Genomic DNA, 17623 nt, shown 5'->3' on the forward strand with positions numbered 1-17623 from the left:
GGCGGCTCCGCGCCGCGTCCGGGCGGCCGTCCCGGCGACACCCGCGGCGGCGCTCCCGGTCGCCCCGGCCAGGGCGACCGGCAGCAGCGTCCCGACCGCGGTGCGGGCGCACCGCGTCCGGCGGGCGGTCCCGGCGGCTCCGCGCCGCGTCCGGGTCCGCGTCCGGCGGGTCCGCGTCCCGGCAACAACCCCTTCACCTCGGGCAGCACCGGCATGCCGCGTCCGCAGGCGCCGGGTGGCGCGGCGGGTCCGCGTCCCGGCGGCAGCGGCGGTCCCGGCGGTCCGCGTCCGGCGGCGCCGGGCGGCGCCGCGGGTCCTCGTCCCGGCGGCACCGGCGGTCCCGGCGGTCCCCGTCCGGGCGGTCCGCGTCCGAACCCGGGCATGATGCCCAACCGTCCGGCTCCGGGCCCGCGCCCGGGTCCCGGCGGCGGTCGTCCCGGTCCGGGCGGTGCCCGTCCGGGTGGTGCGGGCGGCGGCGGCGGTCGTCCCGGTTTCGCCGGTCGTCCGGCGGGTCCCGGCGGCGGTCCGCGAGTCGGCGGTGCGGTCGGCGGCGGTCGTCCGGGCGGTCCGGGCGGTGGCGGCGGCTTCGCCGGCCGTCCCGGCGGCGGCGGCCGTGGCGGCCCCGGTGGCCGCGGCGGCACGCAGGGTGCGTTCGGTCGTCCGGGTGGACGTCCGGGCCGCGCGCGCAAGTCGAAGCGCCAGCGCCGTCAAGAGTTCGACAACATGTCGGCACCCGCGATCGGCGGCGTGCAGGCTCCTCGCGGCAACGGCAAGGCCATCCGCCTGTCGCGTGGCGCCTCGCTGACCGACTTCGCGGACAAGATCAACGCGATCCCCGGCTCGCTCGTCCAGATCATGTTCCACCTCGGCAAGATGGTCACCGCGACGCAGTCGGTGTCCGACGAGGACCTGCTCGCGCTGGGTGTCGAGCTGGACTGGGACGTCCAGATCGTCAGCCCCGAGGAGGAGGACCGCGAGCTGCTCGAGTCCTTCGACCTGGAATGGGGCGAGGACGAGGGCGACGAGGAAGACATGCGGCCGCGGCCGCCGGTCGTCACCGTCATGGGCCACGTCGACCACGGCAAGACCCGCCTCCTCGACGCGATCCGCAAGTCGAACGTGGTCGCGGGCGAGGCCGGCGGCATTACCCAGCACATCGGTGCCTACCAGGTGGCCACCGAGGTCAACGGCAACGAGCGCAAGATCACGCTCATCGACACCCCGGGTCACGAGGCGTTCACCGCCATGCGTGCCCGTGGTGCCAAGTCGACGGACATCGCGATCCTCGTGGTCGCGGCGGACGACGGCGTGAAGCCGCAGACCATCGAGGCGCTCAACCACGCCCAGGCGGCTGACGTGCCGATCGTGGTCGCGGTCAACAAGATCGACAAGGAAGGCGCGGACCCGACCAAGGTCCGCGGCCAGCTCACCGAGTACGGGCTGGTGGCCGAGGAGTACGGCGGCGACACGATGTTCGTCGACATCTCCGCCAAGCAGGGCATGGGCATCGACGAGCTGCTCGAAGCGGTCATCCTGACCGCGGACGCGGCCCTCGAACTGCACGCCAACCCGGAGCAGGAAGCACAGGGCATCGCGATCGAAGCCCACCTGGACAAGGGCCGCGGCGCCGTCGCGACCGTCCTGGTGCAGCGCGGCACGCTGCGCGTCGGCGACTCGATCGTGGTGGGCGAGGCCTACGGCCGCGTCCGCGCGATGCTCGACGAGAACGGCGCCCAGGTCGCCGAGGCGGGCCCGTCCCGTCCGGTCCAGGTGCTCGGTCTCACCACGGTGCCGCGGGCCGGCGACAACTTCCTCGTGGTCGAGGAAGAGCGCACCGCGCGCCAGGTCGCCGAGAAGCGCGCGGCGCGCGAGCGCAACGCGATGCTCGCCCGCCGCAACAAGCTGATCTCCCTGGAGGACCTGGACAAGGCCCTCAAGGAAGGCCAGATCCAGCAGCTCAACCTCATCCTCAAGGGCGACGTGTCCGGTTCGGTCGAGGCGTTGGAAGACGCCCTGCTCAACCTGGACGTCGGCGAGGACGTCGAGCTGCGGATCATCGACCGCGGCGTCGGTGCGATCACCGAGTCGAACGTCACCCTCGCGGTGGCCTCGCAGGCGATCATCATCGGCTTCAACGTCCGGCCGGAAGGCCGGGCGCGGACGATGGCCGAGCGCGAAGGCGTGGATGTCCGGTACTACTCGGTCATCTACCAGGCCATCGAGGAGATCGAGGCCGCGCTCAAGGGCATGCTCAAGCCCGAGTACGAGGAAGTTCAGCTGGGCACCGCGGAGATCCGTGCGGTCTTCCGCTCGTCCAAGCTGGGCAACATCGCGGGCTGCATGGTCACCTCGGGCCAGATGCGCCGCAACGCCAAGGCCCGTCTCATCCGGGACGGCGTCGTGGTGGCGGAGAGCGTCACGATCGAGGGGCTCCGCCGCGAGAAGGACGACGTCACCGAGGTCCGCGAGGGCTTCGAGTGCGGTATCAACCTTGGGTCGTACAACGACATCAAGATCGACGACCGCATCGAGACGTACGAGATCCGCGAGAAGCCGCGCAGCTGAACGCAGTAACGACGGTGCCCTCCGCGTCGCCCATGGCGGCGCGGAGGGTTCTCCGTTGCGGGCCCCCGGCGGGGCCCGGCCCGGTGTTCCGGCGGCGGCCGACGGCAAGCCACGAAAAATGGCCTGCGCGGTCCGGCACGGCACCGGTAGAAACAACGCAACATCCCCTGATGGCCCCCGGGCGCCTGGCCCGTGATGCCTGTGTTCGTCGGAACGATCACACTGGACCTGCTGTTCGGCGACGTGCACTCCCTCAAGGAGAAGCGCTCGCTGCTCCGGCCGATTCTGGCCGATCTGCAGCGCAAGAACGCCGTCGCCGCGGCGGAGGTCGACTACCAGGACCTGCACCGGCGCAGCCGCATCGGGATCGCGGTGGTTTCCGCGACCGTCGATCGGTGCGCCGAGGTGCTGGACGAATGTGAGCGGCAGGTCGCCGGGCGACCTGAACTGGAGCTGCTGTCCGCCCGCCGCCGGGTGTTCAGCGAGGACGATTGAAAGCAGTTGGAGGATCAGTGACCGACACCGCGCGGGCGCGCAAACTGGCCGACCGCATCAAGGTCGTGGTCGCGGAGACATTGGACCGGCGGATCAAGGATCCCCGCCTGGGCTTCGTCACGATTACGGACGCCCGGGTGACCGGGGACCTGCGGGACGCCACCGTGTTCTACACGGTCTTCGGCGACGAGACCGAGCGTGAGGCGAGCCGAGCGGCGCTGGAGAGCGCCAAGGGCGTGCTGCGCAGCGAGGTCGGACGGCAGACGGGCGTGCGTTATACGCCTACGCTGACGTTCGTCGCCGACGCCGTGCCGGACACCGCGCGCAACATCGACGAGCTGCTTGCCAAGGCGCAAGAGGCCGACGCGGCGGTACGCTTCTCCGCCGCGGGCGCCACCTACGCCGGCGACGCGGACCCGTACCGCACCTCGAACGAGGACGAGGGCGACGAGGAGGGCGGCGGGGACTCCCCGAAGGAGGAGGAGCAGCGGTGAACCCCACGGTGTCGGCGGCTGGGATCCCTGCGATCCCCGGACCCGCGAAGGCTCAGGACTCCCTGACGGACGCCCGCAAGGGCGCCGCGGCGGGCGTGTCGGGCGGCGGTTCGTCCGCCGGTGCCGCCGTGCCCGCGCAGCCGACACCGCCGCACGATCGCGATTGGGACGCGGTGGCCGACCTGGTCGGTGCCGCGTCCCGCATCGATTTGTTCGCGCACGTCAACCCGGACGGGGACGCGCTGGGCTCGGCGTTGGCCGTCGGGCTGGCGCTGCGGGCGCTGGGCCGGGACGTGCACGTTTCGTACGGCGACGATCCGCTCGTCGTGCCCACGTCGCTGCGGTTCCTGCCCGGGCAGGACCTGCTGGTGCCGCCGCACGAGGTGCCGGACGCCCCCGATCTGGTGATGGTGTTCGACGCCGCGGGCAGTTCCCGGCTGGGGCTGCTGGAGGCCAAGGCCAAGGCGGCCCGGGCGCTGGTGGTGGTCGACCACCACGCGTCGAACACGCGTTTCGGCACCCACCACATCATCGACGTGGCCGCGCCCGCGACGGCGGTGCTCGCCGAAGAGCTGGTGTACCGGCTCGGCGGCACGCTGACCGCGGACATCGCCACCGCGCTCTACACCGGTCTGGTCACCGACACGGGTTCGTTCAAGTACCCGGCGACCACGCCGGAGACCCATGCGATGGCCGCGCGCCTGCTGGCCACCGGCATTCCGCACGCGGACATCTCGCGCGCCATCTGGGACACCTGCCGCTTCGGATACCTCAAGGTGCTGTCCGGGGCGCTGGCCGAGGCCCGCCTGGACGCGGCCGCGGCGGGCGGCCTGGGGCTGGTGTGGACGGTGGTGACGCGCACCGACCGGCACGCGCACGGCATCGCCCTCGACGAGATCGAGGGGATCATCGACGTGGTCCGCAAGGCCGCCGAGGCCGAAGTGGCCCTCGTGCTGAAGGAAGACGACGACGGCCGCCTGCAGGCGTCGGCGCGGTCCAAAGGCCGTGTCGACCTGGGCAAGGTGTGTGCCGCGTTGGGCGGCGGCGGGCATGCGTTCGCCGCCGGGTACACGGCGCGCGACGAGACTCCGGGGCAGGTGGTGGCCCGGTTCCGGGCGCTGCTGGCCGATGCCCGGCTTCCGTCGCCGGCCGATCCGGCGGATGCCGCCGGGTGATCTTTCCGTCCCGGCCGCTCCGGCGACGCCGGGTCCACTCCGTTGCGTCGATCCCGACGTCTCCCCGTTCTCTCCGTGGAAAGCAGCGATGAGCAAGCCACGCCGTACCGGCCCCCCGCCCCCCGACGGTCTCGTGATCGTCGACAAGCCCGCCGGACTGACCTCCCACGACGTGGTCGGCCGGATGCGCCGCATCGCGGGGACGCGCAAAGTCGGGCACGCGGGCACGCTCGACCCGATGGCGACGGGCGCCCTGGTGATCGGCGTCGAGAAGGCCACCCGGCTGCTGGGGCACCTCGCGCTCACCGAGAAGACGTACGAGGCGACGATCCGCCTCGGGCAGTCCACCGTCACCGACGACGCCGAGGGCGAGGTCACCGCGACCGCGTCGGCGTCCGGGGTGCCGCGGGAGGACCTCGACAAGGGCATTGCCGCGCTGACCGGCGCGATCATGCAGGTGCCTTCGAAGGTGTCCGCGATCAAGGTGGACGGCAAGCGGTCCTACGCGCGGGTGCGCGAGGGCGAGGACGTCGAGCTGGCCGCGCGGCCGGTCACGGTGTCCCGCTTCGACGTGCACGACGTGCGCCACGAGGGCGAGCTGCTCGACCTGGACGTCACGGTCACCTGCTCCTCGGGCACCTACATCCGGGCGCTGGCCCGCGACCTGGGCGCCGGGCTCGGCGTCGGCGGCCACCTGACGATGCTGCGGCGGACCGCGGTCGGGCCGTACACGATCGACCGGGCCCGCACCCTGGAGCAGCTTGAGGAGTCCTTCGCGGTGCTGCCCATCGCCGATGCGGCCGCGGCCGCGTTCCCGCGCCGCGACGTGACCGCCGAGGAGGCCCGCCTGGTCGCGCACGGCGGCCGTCTGGCAGGTGCCGGGCAGGAGGGCGGGCCGGTGGCCGTGTTCGGCCCGGACGGGGCGTTCCTGGCCCTCGTGGAGGAGAAGAACGGCCAAGCCAAGCCGATCGCGGTGTTCGTCGGCTGAGCGGACCCTCCCGGGCGTCGGCGAGTGTGCCGCACGTCGCGGGCAGGCCCGCTCATGCCCGGGGCCCGGCGCATGGCAGGCTTGGTCTGCGACATCCGCCCGGGCGATGTCGTGGAAACCGTCGTTGAGAGCGGACGCAAGAGCAAGGAGCGGTCAGTGCAACGCTGGCGGGGCTTGGAGGACGTCCCCACGGACTGGGGGCGCTCCGTCGTCACCATCGGGTCCTACGACGGTGTGCACCGCGGGCACCAGCGCGTCATCGGCCAGGCCGTGGACATCGCGCGCGAGCGCGGCCTTCCCTCGGTCGTCGTCACCTTCGACCCGCACCCCAGCGAGGTCGTCCGCCCGGGCAGCCACCCGCCACTGCTGACGCCGCACAACCGGCGCGCGCAGCTGATGGCCGGCCTCGGCGTCGACGCGGTGCTCATCCTGCCGTTCACGCTGGAGTTCTCGCGGATGGACGCGGCGGACTTCGTGCGCCAGGTCCTCGTCGAGACCCTGCGCGCGCAGATCGTCGTCGAAGGCCGCAACTTCCGCTTCGGCCACAAGGCCACCGGCAACGTCGAACTCCTCGAACGCATGGGCGCGGAGAACGACTTCGTGGTCGTCGAGCCGGAACTGTTCGCGGACGGCGACACCGTGTTCTCGTCCACCGTGGTGCGCGGCCGGGTCGCGGAAGGCGACGTCGACGGCGCGCACGCCGTGCTCGGGCGGCCGCACCGGGTCGAGGGCGTGGTGGTGCGCGGCGACCAGCGCGGCCGCGAACTCGGCTACCCGACGGCGAACTTGGAGACGCTGCCGTACACGGCGATCCCGGGCGACGGGGTGTACGCGGGGTGGCTCGTGCTGGGCGAGGAGCGGCTTCCGGCGGCGATCTCGGTGGGCACGAACCCGACGTTCGACGGGACCGAGCGGCGCGTCGAGGCGCACGCGCTCGACCGCACCGACCTCGACCTGTACGGCGTGCACGTGAGCGTCGAATTCCTGGCGTGGCTGCGCGGCATGGAGCGGTTCGACTCCATCGAGGCGCTGCTGGAGCGCATGGCGGACGACGTGAAGCGGGCGCGCGAGCTGGTGGACGCGTACGACGCGGCGCAGTAGTTCCGGCGCGGTTGCGGCGCTTGCGCCCTGATGACATGAACGAGGGGCTCCTCACCCGGGTGGGTGAGGAGCCCCTCGCTCGTTGTCGGGTCAGCCCTGCGGGGGCTGCTGCGACTGCGGGGGCTGCGGGGCGTGCGGGCTGTGCGGCGACTGCGGGTTGTGCGGGGCCTGCGGGTTGCGCGGAGCCTGCGACCAGGGTTGGCCCGCCGGGGGTTGGTGGCCTTGTGCTGGGGCGCCGGGCTGGGAGCCGGTGGGCGGCGGGTAGGCCGCGGGCTGACCGCCGTAGGCCGGCGGCTGGTACTGCTGTTGTTGCTGCTGCTCGGGCGCCCACGCGTTCTGCTGCCACGGCTCGCCGGCGGGCGCGGTACGGCCGAAGTCCTCGGCGACCAGCGCGGCCAGTTCGAAGTACGCCTGCCGGGTCTTCGGCCGCAGCTGCTCCAGGTCCACTTCGGCGCCCGCGGCCAGGTGTTCGTCGAACGGTACGACCACGACCGCGCGGCACCGGGTCTCGAAGTGCGCCACGATGTCCTCGGTCTTGACCAGCTTGCCGGACTCGCGCACCCCGGAGATCACCGTGATGCTGCGCGACACCAGGTCCGAATAGCCGTGCGCGACCAGCCAGTCGAGGGTCGTACTGGCGCTGGTCGCACCGTCCACGCTCGGCGTGCTGATGACGATCAGCTGGTGTGCGAGGTCGAGCACGCCGCGCATCGCGCTGTAGAGGAGACCGGTGCCGGAGTCCGTGAGGATGATCGGATACTGCGTGCCGAGCAGGCCGATCACCGCCCGGTAGTCGGCGTCGTCGAACGTGGTGGAGACCGCGGGGTCGACGTCGTTCGCCAGGATCTCCAGACCGCTGGGGGCCTGCGAGGTGAAGCGCCGTATGTCCATGTAGCTGCGCAGCCGCGGCATGGCGGTGACCAGGTCGCGGATCGTCGCACCGGTTTCGCGGCGCACGCGGCGGCCGAGGGTGCCGGCGTCCGGGTTGGCGTCGATGGCGATGACGCGGTCCTGGCGCTCGCTGGCGAGCGTCGCGCCGAGCGCCGTCGTGGTGGTGGTCTTTCCGACACCGCCCTTGAGGGAGATGACGGCGATGCGGTAGCCGTCCAGGACCGGGGTACGGATGCTGGCCAGCATGCGCGCGCGCTTTTCCTCGGCGGCGCGGCCGCCCAGTCGGAACCGCGACGTCGTGCGCTTCGCCTGCGGCTGGCGGCGGAGCAGCCGGTCGGAGGTCAGCTCGACGGCGGCGGTGTAGCCGAGCGGGGCACCGCCGACGGCACGCGCGGGCCCGCCGTCCTGCGGCGCGCCCCAGGCCGGGTTCGCGGCGGCGGGGTAAGGCTGCGCCGGACCGCCCTGCGGGGCGGGGTAGGCAGCGGCGTCGGGGGTCTGCGGCGCGGACCACACGCCGGGGTGGGTGGGGGAGTAGCCGTGGGCCGCGGCGGCCGGGGGCGGATAGGCCTGGGGGTCACCAGGGGCCGAACCCGGCTGGGGGTAGGGCTGGTTGCCCGGGGCGGATCCGGGCCGGCCCACGGGCTCCGCGGTGGGAGGCGGGTACGCGCGAGGGTCGGCGGGCTGGGGGTAGGGCTGGGCGGCCGGGCCAGGGGCGGGGGTGTAGGCGCCTGGCTGCGGGGCAGGTCCCGGGGCGGGTGCGGGGGAGTCGGCCGTGTGGGGGCCGGTTGGCGCGGCGAAGCCGGGCTGTGAGCCGTCGGCGGGCACCTGCGGGGCGTTGTCCGGGGTCATGCCGGTCGACTCCGCGGTGACGGGGTGGGGCGTGGTGGGTTCGGCGCCGGGGCCGACTGCGGCGGGTCCGGTGTCGGACGGGGAGCCGGTGGCCGACGGGTGCGGCGAGGTGCCTGCGGCTGTGGGCTGTGCGGCGTTCGGGCCTTGGCCGAGCGGTGTGGCGCCGGCGCCTGTCGAGTGCGCCGCCGGGTCGGGTGCCCCGGCCGTGGTCGACTGCGGGCCCGGACCCGCCGCCCAAGACGGCGTCGGCGGTTGGGACGTGGCGGGCGGTGCGGCGAACGCGCCGTCGGCGGCGGGTGATTCGCCGACGCTCCCCGGAGCCCGGACGGGCTCGGCGGACTGGGGCTCGGCGGCCGGATCGCCGGAACCGGACCACGCGGCATCGGTGCCGGCGGTGGCCGACTCGCTGGGCGTGGCGGGGTGGTGGGCGTCGGCCGGTTGGCTGTGGGGGGTCCACGAGGGCGCCGCGCCGACGGGGGCGCTTTCGGGATCGGGGGTGGCGGCAGGCGAGGTTGCTTCGGGGCCCGCGATGGCGGCCTCGACCTGCGCGGGTGCCTCGGCGGGCTGCGGTGAAGTCATCGCGTTGGGCTGGGCGTTGTCGGCTGCCGCGGAGCGAGCTGCCGCGGAGGCGGCGTCCGTCCGCGGCGCGGACGGGGCGCCCGGGCCTTCCGGCGCGGGCTGGTCGGCCGCGCCCGTGGGGCTCCACGGCGACGTGCCGGACGTCTCCTCGGGCGTGGCATCGGTGGGAGCGCCGAGGCCGGTGGCGCTGCCGTTCGGTTCACCGCCGGTCGGAGATGCAGCGACGGGTGCGTCGGCGGATGCTGCCGTGTCGGCGAAGTCGGCTCGGTCGGCGGTTGCTTGCGGCTCCGACTGGTTGGCCGTGCCAGGGATATCGGCAGCAGGTCGATCGGCGTCGGCGGAGTCGGTGGTGGCCGGGCCGGAGGGGGTCCACAGCGGCGCGCTGGGAGTCTCGGCGGGCGTGGCCTGGCCGGCGTCGCCGGTGGGGCTCCACGGCGGCGTGCCGGGGGCTTCCGCACGTGCGGCGTGGGAGGTGGCGCCGAGGCCGCCAGGCTCGCCGCCGGTGGGGGCCACCGCGAAGGGCACGCCGGGGGCTGCGGTCGTGCCGCCGAAATCGCCTTGTCCCGTGGGTGCTTGCGGCTCTGTCGGGCGGCCCGAGTCGGTCGCACCGCGGTCGGACTCGGCGTCGTCGGTCGTGGTGGCCGGGTCGGCAGGTCCCCACGGCGGCGTGCCGGAGGTCTCCGCGGCTGAGGCGTCGGCGGGCGCGTCGTGCTCCGTGCCGGGTTCACCGACTGCGGGTGCCGCGCCGAAGGGTGTGCCGGCCGCGGTCGTGCCGAAGGCCGCGTCGGCGGACACCGAGTCGGCAGGTGCCCCCGCCGCGCCGGAAGCTTCCTGCTCCGCTACCGTCCCCTGTCCGTCGCCCGTTGCGGAGCCCGGGCGCGGCTGCGCCGTGGCGCCGGCCGGGCCCAAAGCGGCGGCCCAGGCGGGCGTGGACGGCGGGGGCATGATTCCCGCGGAGGCGCTGCCGGGCCGGTCGGCGGCCGCGCCGACGCCGGGGAGGCCGGCCGCGTCCCGCGGCTCGGCGTGGCCGGCAGTGGCGTCGGACGCTCCCGTTCCGGGCGCGGGGGCGGCGCTCCAACCAGGTGCGCCTGCCGCGGCCCCGCCGAACGCTGCCTCGCGCGAGCCGTCGGCGGCCCACCGGGGTGCTCCCGCGGCCGCATCCGGGGTTTCGGCGGTGGTGCCGGCTCCCTGTCCGGGTGCCGACGCCGGGCCGCCCGGCGCGGTCGGGTCCGGGACGATGCCCCGCTGCCACCCGGGTGTTCCGGCCGGGTCCGATCCGAAGCGGCCGGCGAGACCGCTCGCGTCGGGCGCGTCCGCGCCCTGCCACCCGGGCGTTCCGGCCACGTCCGCACCGAATCCACCGTGCGCGCCCGGACCCTGCCACCCCGGCATCCCCGCCGAGGCAGAACCGGACGCGGCGCCACCAGGCGACCACTCCGGCGTCCCCTCCGGACGCCACAGCGGTGCCCCCGCGTCGGTCGACCGTTCCGGCGCGGTCGGGGGCTGCCACCCCGGATCCACGGCGTCCGCGGCCGGCTGCTCCGGCAGCGCCGCCGCGGCGGCCGCTATGGCCGCGGCGGAGGCGCCGCCCGCGGCGTCCGGGTTGCCGAGCTGGGTGCCGGGCGCCGACCGAGATTCGGGCCGCGCCGGCGGCTCGTACGGGCGCGGGTACGTCGGCTGGTAGTGCTGCGCCCCGGGGTACGGCTGCTCGGGATACGCCGCCCCCGACGCCGCCGGTGCGCCCGGTTGCGCGTACGCCCCCGGCGCCTGCTGCTGCCATCCCTGCGGCGCCGCGTTCGACGGGTACGGTGCCGACCATGCGCTCTCGCCGGACTCCGCGGCCTGCGGATGCCACGACGGGGTGGGCGGCGGAGCCGACGGCTGCGGCGGGATCACCGGCGGCTGGGCCGGGCGCGGCGGGGCCGCCGCGCGCGGCGGTTCCCAACCGGACGGCGGCGGCATGTCGTCGGTGATCCGCGGCATCAGCCGGGTCGCGGGATAGTCGGCCTCGGGTGCCGGAGCCGGGGGTGCCGCCGGGTCGGGAACCTGGCCGGGCGGGGCGGGAATTCCGGGCGGCGTCCACGACGGCGCATCGGCATATCCGGCAAAATGCCCGGGAGCGGACGAATCCTGACGGGGTGTCGGGTCGGCGGCCGGAACCGGCTCGGCGGGTCCGCCGCCCGGCAGCGCCCCCGCGCCGTGCCGGTCCGCGGGCGCCGGGGCAGCCGGAGCCGCCGGCTGGCCGTACCACGAAGGCATCGTGAAGTCGGGCCCGGACCACTCCTCTTCCTCGTCCGGTCCGGGGTTGTCGACGTGGGTCCCGTCCTGCTCGCTGTTCACCGCTGGTCCTTCCGATCACCCGGCGCGCGCCCGGGTGTCGTCCCGCGGCAGGCTTCCGGAGTTCCGGGCCATGTCCCCGTGCTGGGAGACCCCAGACTATTCAACCCGGGTGGCGGTGTCCCGGGTCGATCTGCCGCGTGCGCTGTGCACAGGACCGCGTTTTCCGGGCGTTCACCCGGGAGCCGGGGGCCGTGCGTCAGTCCAACCGGCGCGGCGGGCCGAGGAAAGCGGACTCGACGCCGGTCGGGGCGAGCAGGACGTAGCGGCGCGTGCCGCCCGCACTCCACAGCGTCAGCTCGTCGGCGAGCGACGGCAGGGCCGCGGTGTCGGCCTCGGCCAAGCGCAGCACGGGGGCGGCCGCCTGTGCCTCGGTCGGTGAAACCCGCTGAAGGCCCACCAGGTCCGCATCCGCCAGCCGCGGGGCCAAGCGCGGGTCGAGGAACGGCAGCAGGGTGAGCGTGGTCTGCCACGGTGTCGCCGCGAGCCGGTTGCGCGGCGGACGCGCGCCGCAGTCCCGGATCACCAGCACCGGGCTGGTCGCGGACGGCCCCTGCGGGCCGAGGCGGCCGACCGGCTGCACGGTGACGCACGGCTGCGCGCCGCCCGCCTGCTGCGCCATCGCCGACCACAAGTGCGGGCGCCCCGATTCGATCGCCACCCGGGCGCCGATCGCGGCTGCACGCAGCGCGATGATCTGGATCAGGTACGCGCCGCCCACGAACGAGATCTCGTACGGTTCCGGGCGAAAGAGCCCCAGCACGGCGGGGACCCGGTCCTGGTCCACGCCGATCACGATGCCGTCGTCGCTCACCGGCACGGCCAGCGAGCCGAGTTGGTCGACGGTCAGGGCGTGCCGTTCCACGCGCGGCCCCGCCGTCCCGAACATGCCGATCACCGGTGCTCCCCTTCCCGCCTCGTGTCCTGCCACGTGCGCACGAAAGTCCTCACGAGCGGCCGCCCAACGGCAGGGTCGCCAGCAGGGCCGGCTGCTGCTCCCAGTCCAGCCGCACGAGCCCCATCTGCAGCTGCCGTGCCTGCTGTTCCAACTGCTGTGAGGATCGGGCGAGTTCGTCGGCCGAGCGGGCGGAGATGCGCAGGTGGCCGGTGAGTCCGACCGAGCCGCCGCCGCCCGATTCGGCGGTCAGGGAGAAGGTCGTGGCCAGGCCGGGTGTGGCGGTGAGCGCGCCGACGATGTCGGGGGACGTGCCCGCGGTCACGCGCGGCCAGCGGCCGATCCAGTACGTGGTGTGCCAGCGGTCGTCGCACCGCCACAGGTGCCGTGCCTCCGCCGTCCGCGTGCCTCCGCGACTGTTCCGGCGTACCGCACGATTGGCGCCGATGGCGGTGAAGAGCGCCTGGGTCAGGGCGTGTTCGTCGAGCGGTCGGCAGGCGAGACCGGCGTCGGCCAACGCCGCGGCCAGGCTGTTGACCGCGCGCAGCAGCGTGCGGCGGGCGCCTTCGGCACCGCCGCCGCGCGCCGCGATCGCGGTGGCGCACAGCTCGGGTTCGAGGCGCAGGGCGATCCAGGTCTGCCGGACCGCGGGCACGTCGCCGCCTTCCCGGGACCGGAGTTCGGTGTAGGCGCGGGTGGCCAGCGCTTCCGGCGGCAGATGCGGTGCGGGGGCCGGCTGGCTGTGCTGCGCGATCTGCGCGGACGCCAGCACCACGTCGTCGACCCGCAGCGCGTTTGCGAGAGCGGCGAGCGGCAGCGGACGCCGGTCGCGGCGCGGCCGCAGCGGTTCGTCGCGGGCCTCGACGAGCAGCACCGCGGTGAGGAACGTGCCGTCCCCGGCCATCCCGACCGGTCGGCCGCCGCGGTCGGTCGCCGAGGCGACCGTCAGGCCGGGCAGGCATTCGCGGACGGGGGCGAGGTCGGCTTCCGGCGTGTGCCCGTCCGAGGCGGCGGGCGCGGCGGCCGGGCGCCGTGTGCCGCGGCGGCGCCGGAACGCCAGGACGATCCCCGGCCACAGCGCCAGCCGCCGCCCCCGGTACCGGGGCAGCACGCCGGCCACCAGGAGCACCGCGAGCGCGGCGCCCGGCACCACCCACGCGCTGTGCCGGGCGAGCGGGAACGCCACGAGGGCGACGGCGAGTTCGACGACCACCAGATGCTGGACCAGCACCGCGCCCATCCGGCCCGGGCGGGGCTGGAAGCGCGGCGCCGCGGCGGCCGGGGCGGACCCGGGGGCGCGGGCGGCGGGCGCCCGGGACGTGCCGGGCGAGGTCCTTCGACGCGTGCGCTGAGGTGCGGAAACAGCCACCTTGGTACATCCCCCCGAGTACTGCCGCGCTGCGGTCCGCCGACGCGGGCCGTGACGAACACCGTACGGTACGGCGCGAATCCGTCGCCGGGAAGAGCCTAGGCCCGCACGCCCGACCGGCTGGTTGCGGGTACGCTGCCGCACGCCGATCGTCGAGACGGGGAGATCGATGGCATCGCGACGCGAGCAGCTCGAGGCGTACGTGTTCGCACGTCGCCGCATGGTGGCCGGATTCCTCCAGCCGGAACCCGGCGGGGGGACCGAGGAGAAAGCACCCAGGCCTTTCCGCTCGGTGCTGCCCGGCATCGTGGTCGGCGCGCTGATCCTCACCGGCTTCGGCGTCTACGGGCTGGTCCAGCCCGGCACGCCGCCGGGCTGGAAGAACAAGGGCAGTCTGATCGTCGGCCGCGACTCCGCCAGCCGCTACGTCTACCTCGACGGCAAACTGCACCCGGTCCTCAACATCGCCTCCGGCCGACTGCTGCTCGACCCCGGCCAGTTCAAGGTCAACTTGGTGCCGGAGAAGGTCCTCAACAGCGTCGACCACGGCGCGCCGCTGGGCATCCCCAACGCGCCCGACCGGCTGCCCACCGCCAAGGAGGTGGGCAAGACCAAGTCGTGGACGGTGTGCGAACGCCCGGCGACGGGCAAGGACGGCCGGCCCGATCCGGGCTCGCCGCAGCGCAGCGTGTTCGTCGGCGCGCCCCCGAAGCAGGGCGAACTCGGGCCGGACGAGGCGATCTTCGTGCAGCAGAAAGCGGAGAAGGCCGGCGACCAGGAGCCGATGTACGTCGTCGAGGGCGGCCATGCGTACCTGATCAAGAGCGGCGGCGTGCGTTCCGCGCTGGTGCTCGACGCGATCCAGCCGCAGCCGGTCACCCGCGAGTGGCTGGACACGCTGGAGCCGGGCGCGGACATCGACTTCCCCGACGTGCCGGACTACGGGAAGCCCGCCGCCGTGGCGCTGCGCTCGCAGTACGCCACCGTCGGGCTCGTGCTCCGCGCCGAAGGCAGCGGCCAGTACTACGTCGTGCTCCGCGACGGCGTCTACCCGGTGAGCCGGCTGGCCGCGGAACTGCTGCTCGCCCGCGCCGACGCGCGCACCGCCTACGGCGCGGGCCGCACGCCCCAGGCCCTGCCGGTCAACGTCGGCGACCTGGGCGACGCGATCCGGCCGGGCCGCATGTTCGCCGCCGAGAAGGGCTGGCCGGAGCGGCTGCCGCAGGTGGTCAACCGGATCGAGGCGCAGGGCGACGTCGCGCGGACGACACTGTGCAACACCTACAGCGGAACCTACGCGGGCGGGTTCGCGCAGACCCGGCAGTCCGCCTGGCCGGCGCTGGCGGAACGGCTCGTGGACGGCATGGGCGGCGTATGGGTCGAGCCCGGCACGGGCGCCCTGATCCGCGAGGTCACCGGCCGCGGCGACGACCAGACCGGCACGCTCTTCCTGGTGACCGACTCCGGGCTGCGCTACCAGATCGTCAACGACCCCCCGGAGCAGGGAGGTTCGGCTCCGGCCGGGGCGGACGGCGAAGCGAAGGTCCGGCTCGGCTACCAGGGCATCGTGCCGACCCCGGTGCCGCGGGCCTGGGCGGCCTTGGTGCCCGCAGGTGTGCGGCTGAGCGTCAAGGACGCCAAGCAGCCGCAGAGTTCGTGATCCGTTCGGGCGCATGCCAGGCACGCGTCGGGCGCGCTCCTGAGCTGCCGATGACCCGGACGTTGCGCAAGGCCGGGTCGGCAAGATCGACGTAAAGGTTGAGTAACCGGCCGCGTGGTGCGCCTTGGGACGCGCCGCGCGGACCCGTTAGAGTCGGCGCCAACCGATTAGCCACTCATGGGGGATGGTGGATCATGGCGGGTTTCAAGGCGACACCGGAGCAACTCGACGCTCTCGGCAAGCACATCGACACCGAGCAGGCCCAGATCGCGACGCAGATCACGCGCTTCAACGGCATCGTCGACGACCTGCAGGCGGGCTGGAAGGGCGACGCGTTCGCGGCTTACGACGCCCTCCAGCAGCGCGTCAACCAGCTCCTGACGAACATCAACAAGCAGCTGGACGACATCGGCGAGCTGATGACGAAGGGCTCGATCGCGTACGCGCAGAACGAGGCCGAGGTCAAGCAGCAGATGAGCAGCATCACCGCCGCACTCGGCTGAGCCGCCGGCCGTCCGGCCGACTCGTCACACAAAATCGGGGAGAAATCATGGGTTCGCCCATCGTCGTCACGTACGCCACCATCACCGGCGGCGCGTCGCAGATCCGCGGCATCAACAACGACATCAAGTCCCGCCTCGACGACCTCAAGGCCAAGGTGGCCCAGGTCGCGGAGAGCTGGGACGGTGACGCGCACCAGCAGTACCTCGTGCGCCAGGGCCAGTGGAACAGCGCCCAGACCGAACTCTGCGCGCTGCTCGACCAGATCGCGGTAGCCCTTGAGAAGACCGCCCAGGTCTACCAGGAGACCGAGTCCGCGAACGCCAAGATGTGGGGCTGAACTTCCGCCCGGAAGCGCGCCGCGTACCGCCCGAGACGCCCGCCCCGGCGCGCTTCGGGCGGTACGCCGTGCCGTCGTGCCCTGCCTTCCCGCCCTTTTGCCGTCTCCGGTTCCGCCGATCGCGAAGGACCCCTGCGACCGTGCCTTCCCCTTCCCGGCTGCGCGCGGGGGCGTCCGCGGCCGCGCTCGCGCTGCTCGCCGCCCTGGCCGCGGCGCCCGCGGCCGACCTGTCCGGCAGCCGCGCGGCACCGGGCGGCGCCGTGCGCCTGGCCGCCGACAGCGACTGCCGCTACCCGGCCAAGCCTCTGGAAGGCAAGCCCTGGTCGCTCCAGCGGGTGATGCTCGACCAGGTGTGGCTCAAGTCCACCGGCAGCGGCGTCCTCGTCGGCGTGATCGACTCGGGCGTCGACCCGGGTAATCCGCAACTGGCCCCGGCCCTGGCCGGGATGCCCGGCATGGACTTCTTCACGCCGGACACCAAGGGCGCGGTCGACGAGAACGGGCACGGCACCATGGCCGCCGGGATCATCGCGGCCCGCCCCGACCCGGGCACCGGCTTCGTCGGCCTCGCCTACGACGCGATGATCATGCCGATCCGGCAGAACGGCGGCACCGACACCGAGAAGGGCAACGTCGAGGGCTTGGCCGTCGCGATCCGGTTCGCCGCCGACAACGGCGCCCAGGTCATCAACATCTCGCAGGAGACCAGCGGCCCCGGCGGCAGCAAACCCGGCCCGCTGCTGGAGAGCGCCATCCGCTACGCCGTCGACGTCAAAGACGTCGTCGTGGTCGCGGCGGCCGGAAACTCCGGGGACAAGGACAACCTCGACACGTACCCCGCCGACTACGAAGGCGTCCTCGCCGTCGGCGCCTCGGACCGCAACAACGACCGCGCGGCGTTCTCCCAGAACAAGCCCTACGTCGGTGTGCTCGCCCCGGGCGTCGACATGTGGTCCACGGTGCCCAAGGGCGGCCACTGCCGCGGCGACGGCACGTCGTTCGCCGCCCCGTACGCGTCCGCGGTCGCCGCGCTGATCCGCTCGCTGCACCCGTCCTGGACCGCGCGCCAGGTCGTCACCGTGATCGAGCAGACCGCGCAACGCGGTCAGCCCGGCCACTTGGACGGCATCGGCTGGGGCGTCGTCGACCCGCTGCGCGCCGTCGCGTTCAGCGGCGAACCGGGCACCCAGCCCGTGGCCGACGCGGCCCGCCCGCCGCAGGCCGCCCCCATCCGCGTGGCCCCGCTCACCCTCGGACCGACCCGCGCCGACCGCGACCGCCAGACCGGAACGGTCGTGGCGGGCATCGCCGTTGCCGCGGTGCTGCTGCTGGCCGGCAGCGCGGTCGTGGTGCGGGATGCCCGGAACCGGCGGCAGACCTGAGA

At 74.2% G+C, this 17623-nt stretch carries 13 protein-coding genes; 10 read left to right on the forward strand and 3 right to left on the reverse strand.

All coding sequences use genetic code 11. The annotated features are described in order from the left end of the window. The 6 genes from infB to ABEA93_RS31780 all read left to right on the forward strand — a co-directional run. The coding region (infB, locus tag ABEA93_RS31755) for a translation initiation factor IF-2 (RefSeq protein WP_345679322.1) at positions 1-2565 on the forward strand (2565 nt) is incomplete at its 5' end. A 201-nt stretch (positions 2566-2766) separates the two neighbouring features. Then, positions 2767-3060, forward strand: a complete 294-nt coding sequence (locus ABEA93_RS31760; protein ID WP_345679383.1) for a DUF503 domain-containing protein — start codon at positions 2767-2769, stop codon at positions 3058-3060. A gap of 17 nt (positions 3061-3077) precedes the next feature. Beyond that, positions 3078-3554, forward strand: a complete 477-nt coding sequence (rbfA, locus tag ABEA93_RS31765) for a 30S ribosome-binding factor RbfA (protein WP_345679323.1) — start codon at positions 3078-3080, stop codon at positions 3552-3554. Next, complete coding sequence (locus tag ABEA93_RS31770; RefSeq protein ID WP_345679324.1) at positions 3551-4729, forward strand: DHH family phosphoesterase; 1179 nt, start codon at positions 3551-3553, stop codon at positions 4727-4729. The genes rbfA and ABEA93_RS31770 overlap by 4 nt, the downstream gene beginning before the upstream one ends. 88 nt (positions 4730-4817) lie before the next feature. After that, positions 4818-5717 (forward strand): tRNA pseudouridine(55) synthase TruB, encoded by a 900-nt coding sequence (truB, locus tag ABEA93_RS31775; RefSeq protein WP_345679325.1) that lies wholly within the window; start codon positions 4818-4820, stop codon positions 5715-5717. Positions 5718-5873: 156 nt separating this feature from the next. Beyond that, positions 5874-6818 (forward strand): bifunctional riboflavin kinase/FAD synthetase, encoded by a 945-nt coding sequence (locus tag ABEA93_RS31780; protein ID WP_345679326.1) that lies wholly within the window; start codon positions 5874-5876, stop codon positions 6816-6818. 90 nt (positions 6819-6908) lie between these two features. Here the strand turns inward: ABEA93_RS31780 and ABEA93_RS31785 are convergent, their stop codons facing one another. The 3 genes from ABEA93_RS31785 to eccE form a co-directional block, all read right to left on the reverse strand. Beyond that, on the reverse strand, positions 6909-11477 hold the full coding sequence (locus tag ABEA93_RS31785; RefSeq protein WP_345679327.1) for a nucleotide-binding protein: 4569 nt from the start codon (positions 11475-11477) through the stop codon (positions 6909-6911). 196 nt (positions 11478-11673) lie between these two features. Then, positions 11674-12363, reverse strand: coding sequence for a hypothetical protein (locus ABEA93_RS31790; RefSeq protein ID WP_345679384.1), 690 nt, complete (start codon positions 12361-12363; stop codon positions 11674-11676). A gap of 58 nt (positions 12364-12421) precedes the next feature. After that, positions 12422-13609, reverse strand: coding sequence for a type VII secretion protein EccE (eccE, locus tag ABEA93_RS31795; protein ID WP_345679385.1), 1188 nt, complete (start codon positions 13607-13609; stop codon positions 12422-12424). A gap of 298 nt (positions 13610-13907) precedes the next feature. Between eccE and eccB the strand changes: the two genes are divergently transcribed. The 4 genes from eccB (at position 13908) to mycP (ending at position 17621) form a co-directional block, all read left to right on the forward strand. After that, positions 13908-15398 (forward strand): type VII secretion protein EccB, encoded by a 1491-nt coding sequence (gene eccB, locus ABEA93_RS31800; RefSeq protein WP_345679328.1) that lies wholly within the window; start codon positions 13908-13910, stop codon positions 15396-15398. Between the two features lie 194 nt (positions 15399-15592). Then, positions 15593-15901, forward strand: a complete 309-nt coding sequence (locus ABEA93_RS31805; protein WP_345679329.1) for a WXG100 family type VII secretion target — start codon at positions 15593-15595, stop codon at positions 15899-15901. A gap of 47 nt (positions 15902-15948) precedes the next feature. Continuing rightward, positions 15949-16239 carry a WXG100 family type VII secretion target gene (locus ABEA93_RS31810; protein ID WP_345679330.1) on the forward strand — a complete coding sequence of 97 codons (291 nt, stop codon included), beginning with the start codon at positions 15949-15951 and terminating at the stop codon, positions 16237-16239. A gap of 140 nt (positions 16240-16379) precedes the next feature. Next, positions 16380-17621 carry a type VII secretion-associated serine protease mycosin gene (mycP, locus tag ABEA93_RS31815; RefSeq protein WP_345679331.1) on the forward strand — a complete coding sequence of 414 codons (1242 nt, stop codon included), beginning with the start codon at positions 16380-16382 and terminating at the stop codon, positions 17619-17621. Positions 17622-17623: the final 2 nt, after the last annotated feature.

It is taken from the genome of Yinghuangia aomiensis (assembly GCF_039542225.1).
Taxonomy (GTDB): domain Bacteria; phylum Actinomycetota; class Actinomycetes; order Streptomycetales; family Streptomycetaceae; genus Yinghuangia; species Yinghuangia aomiensis.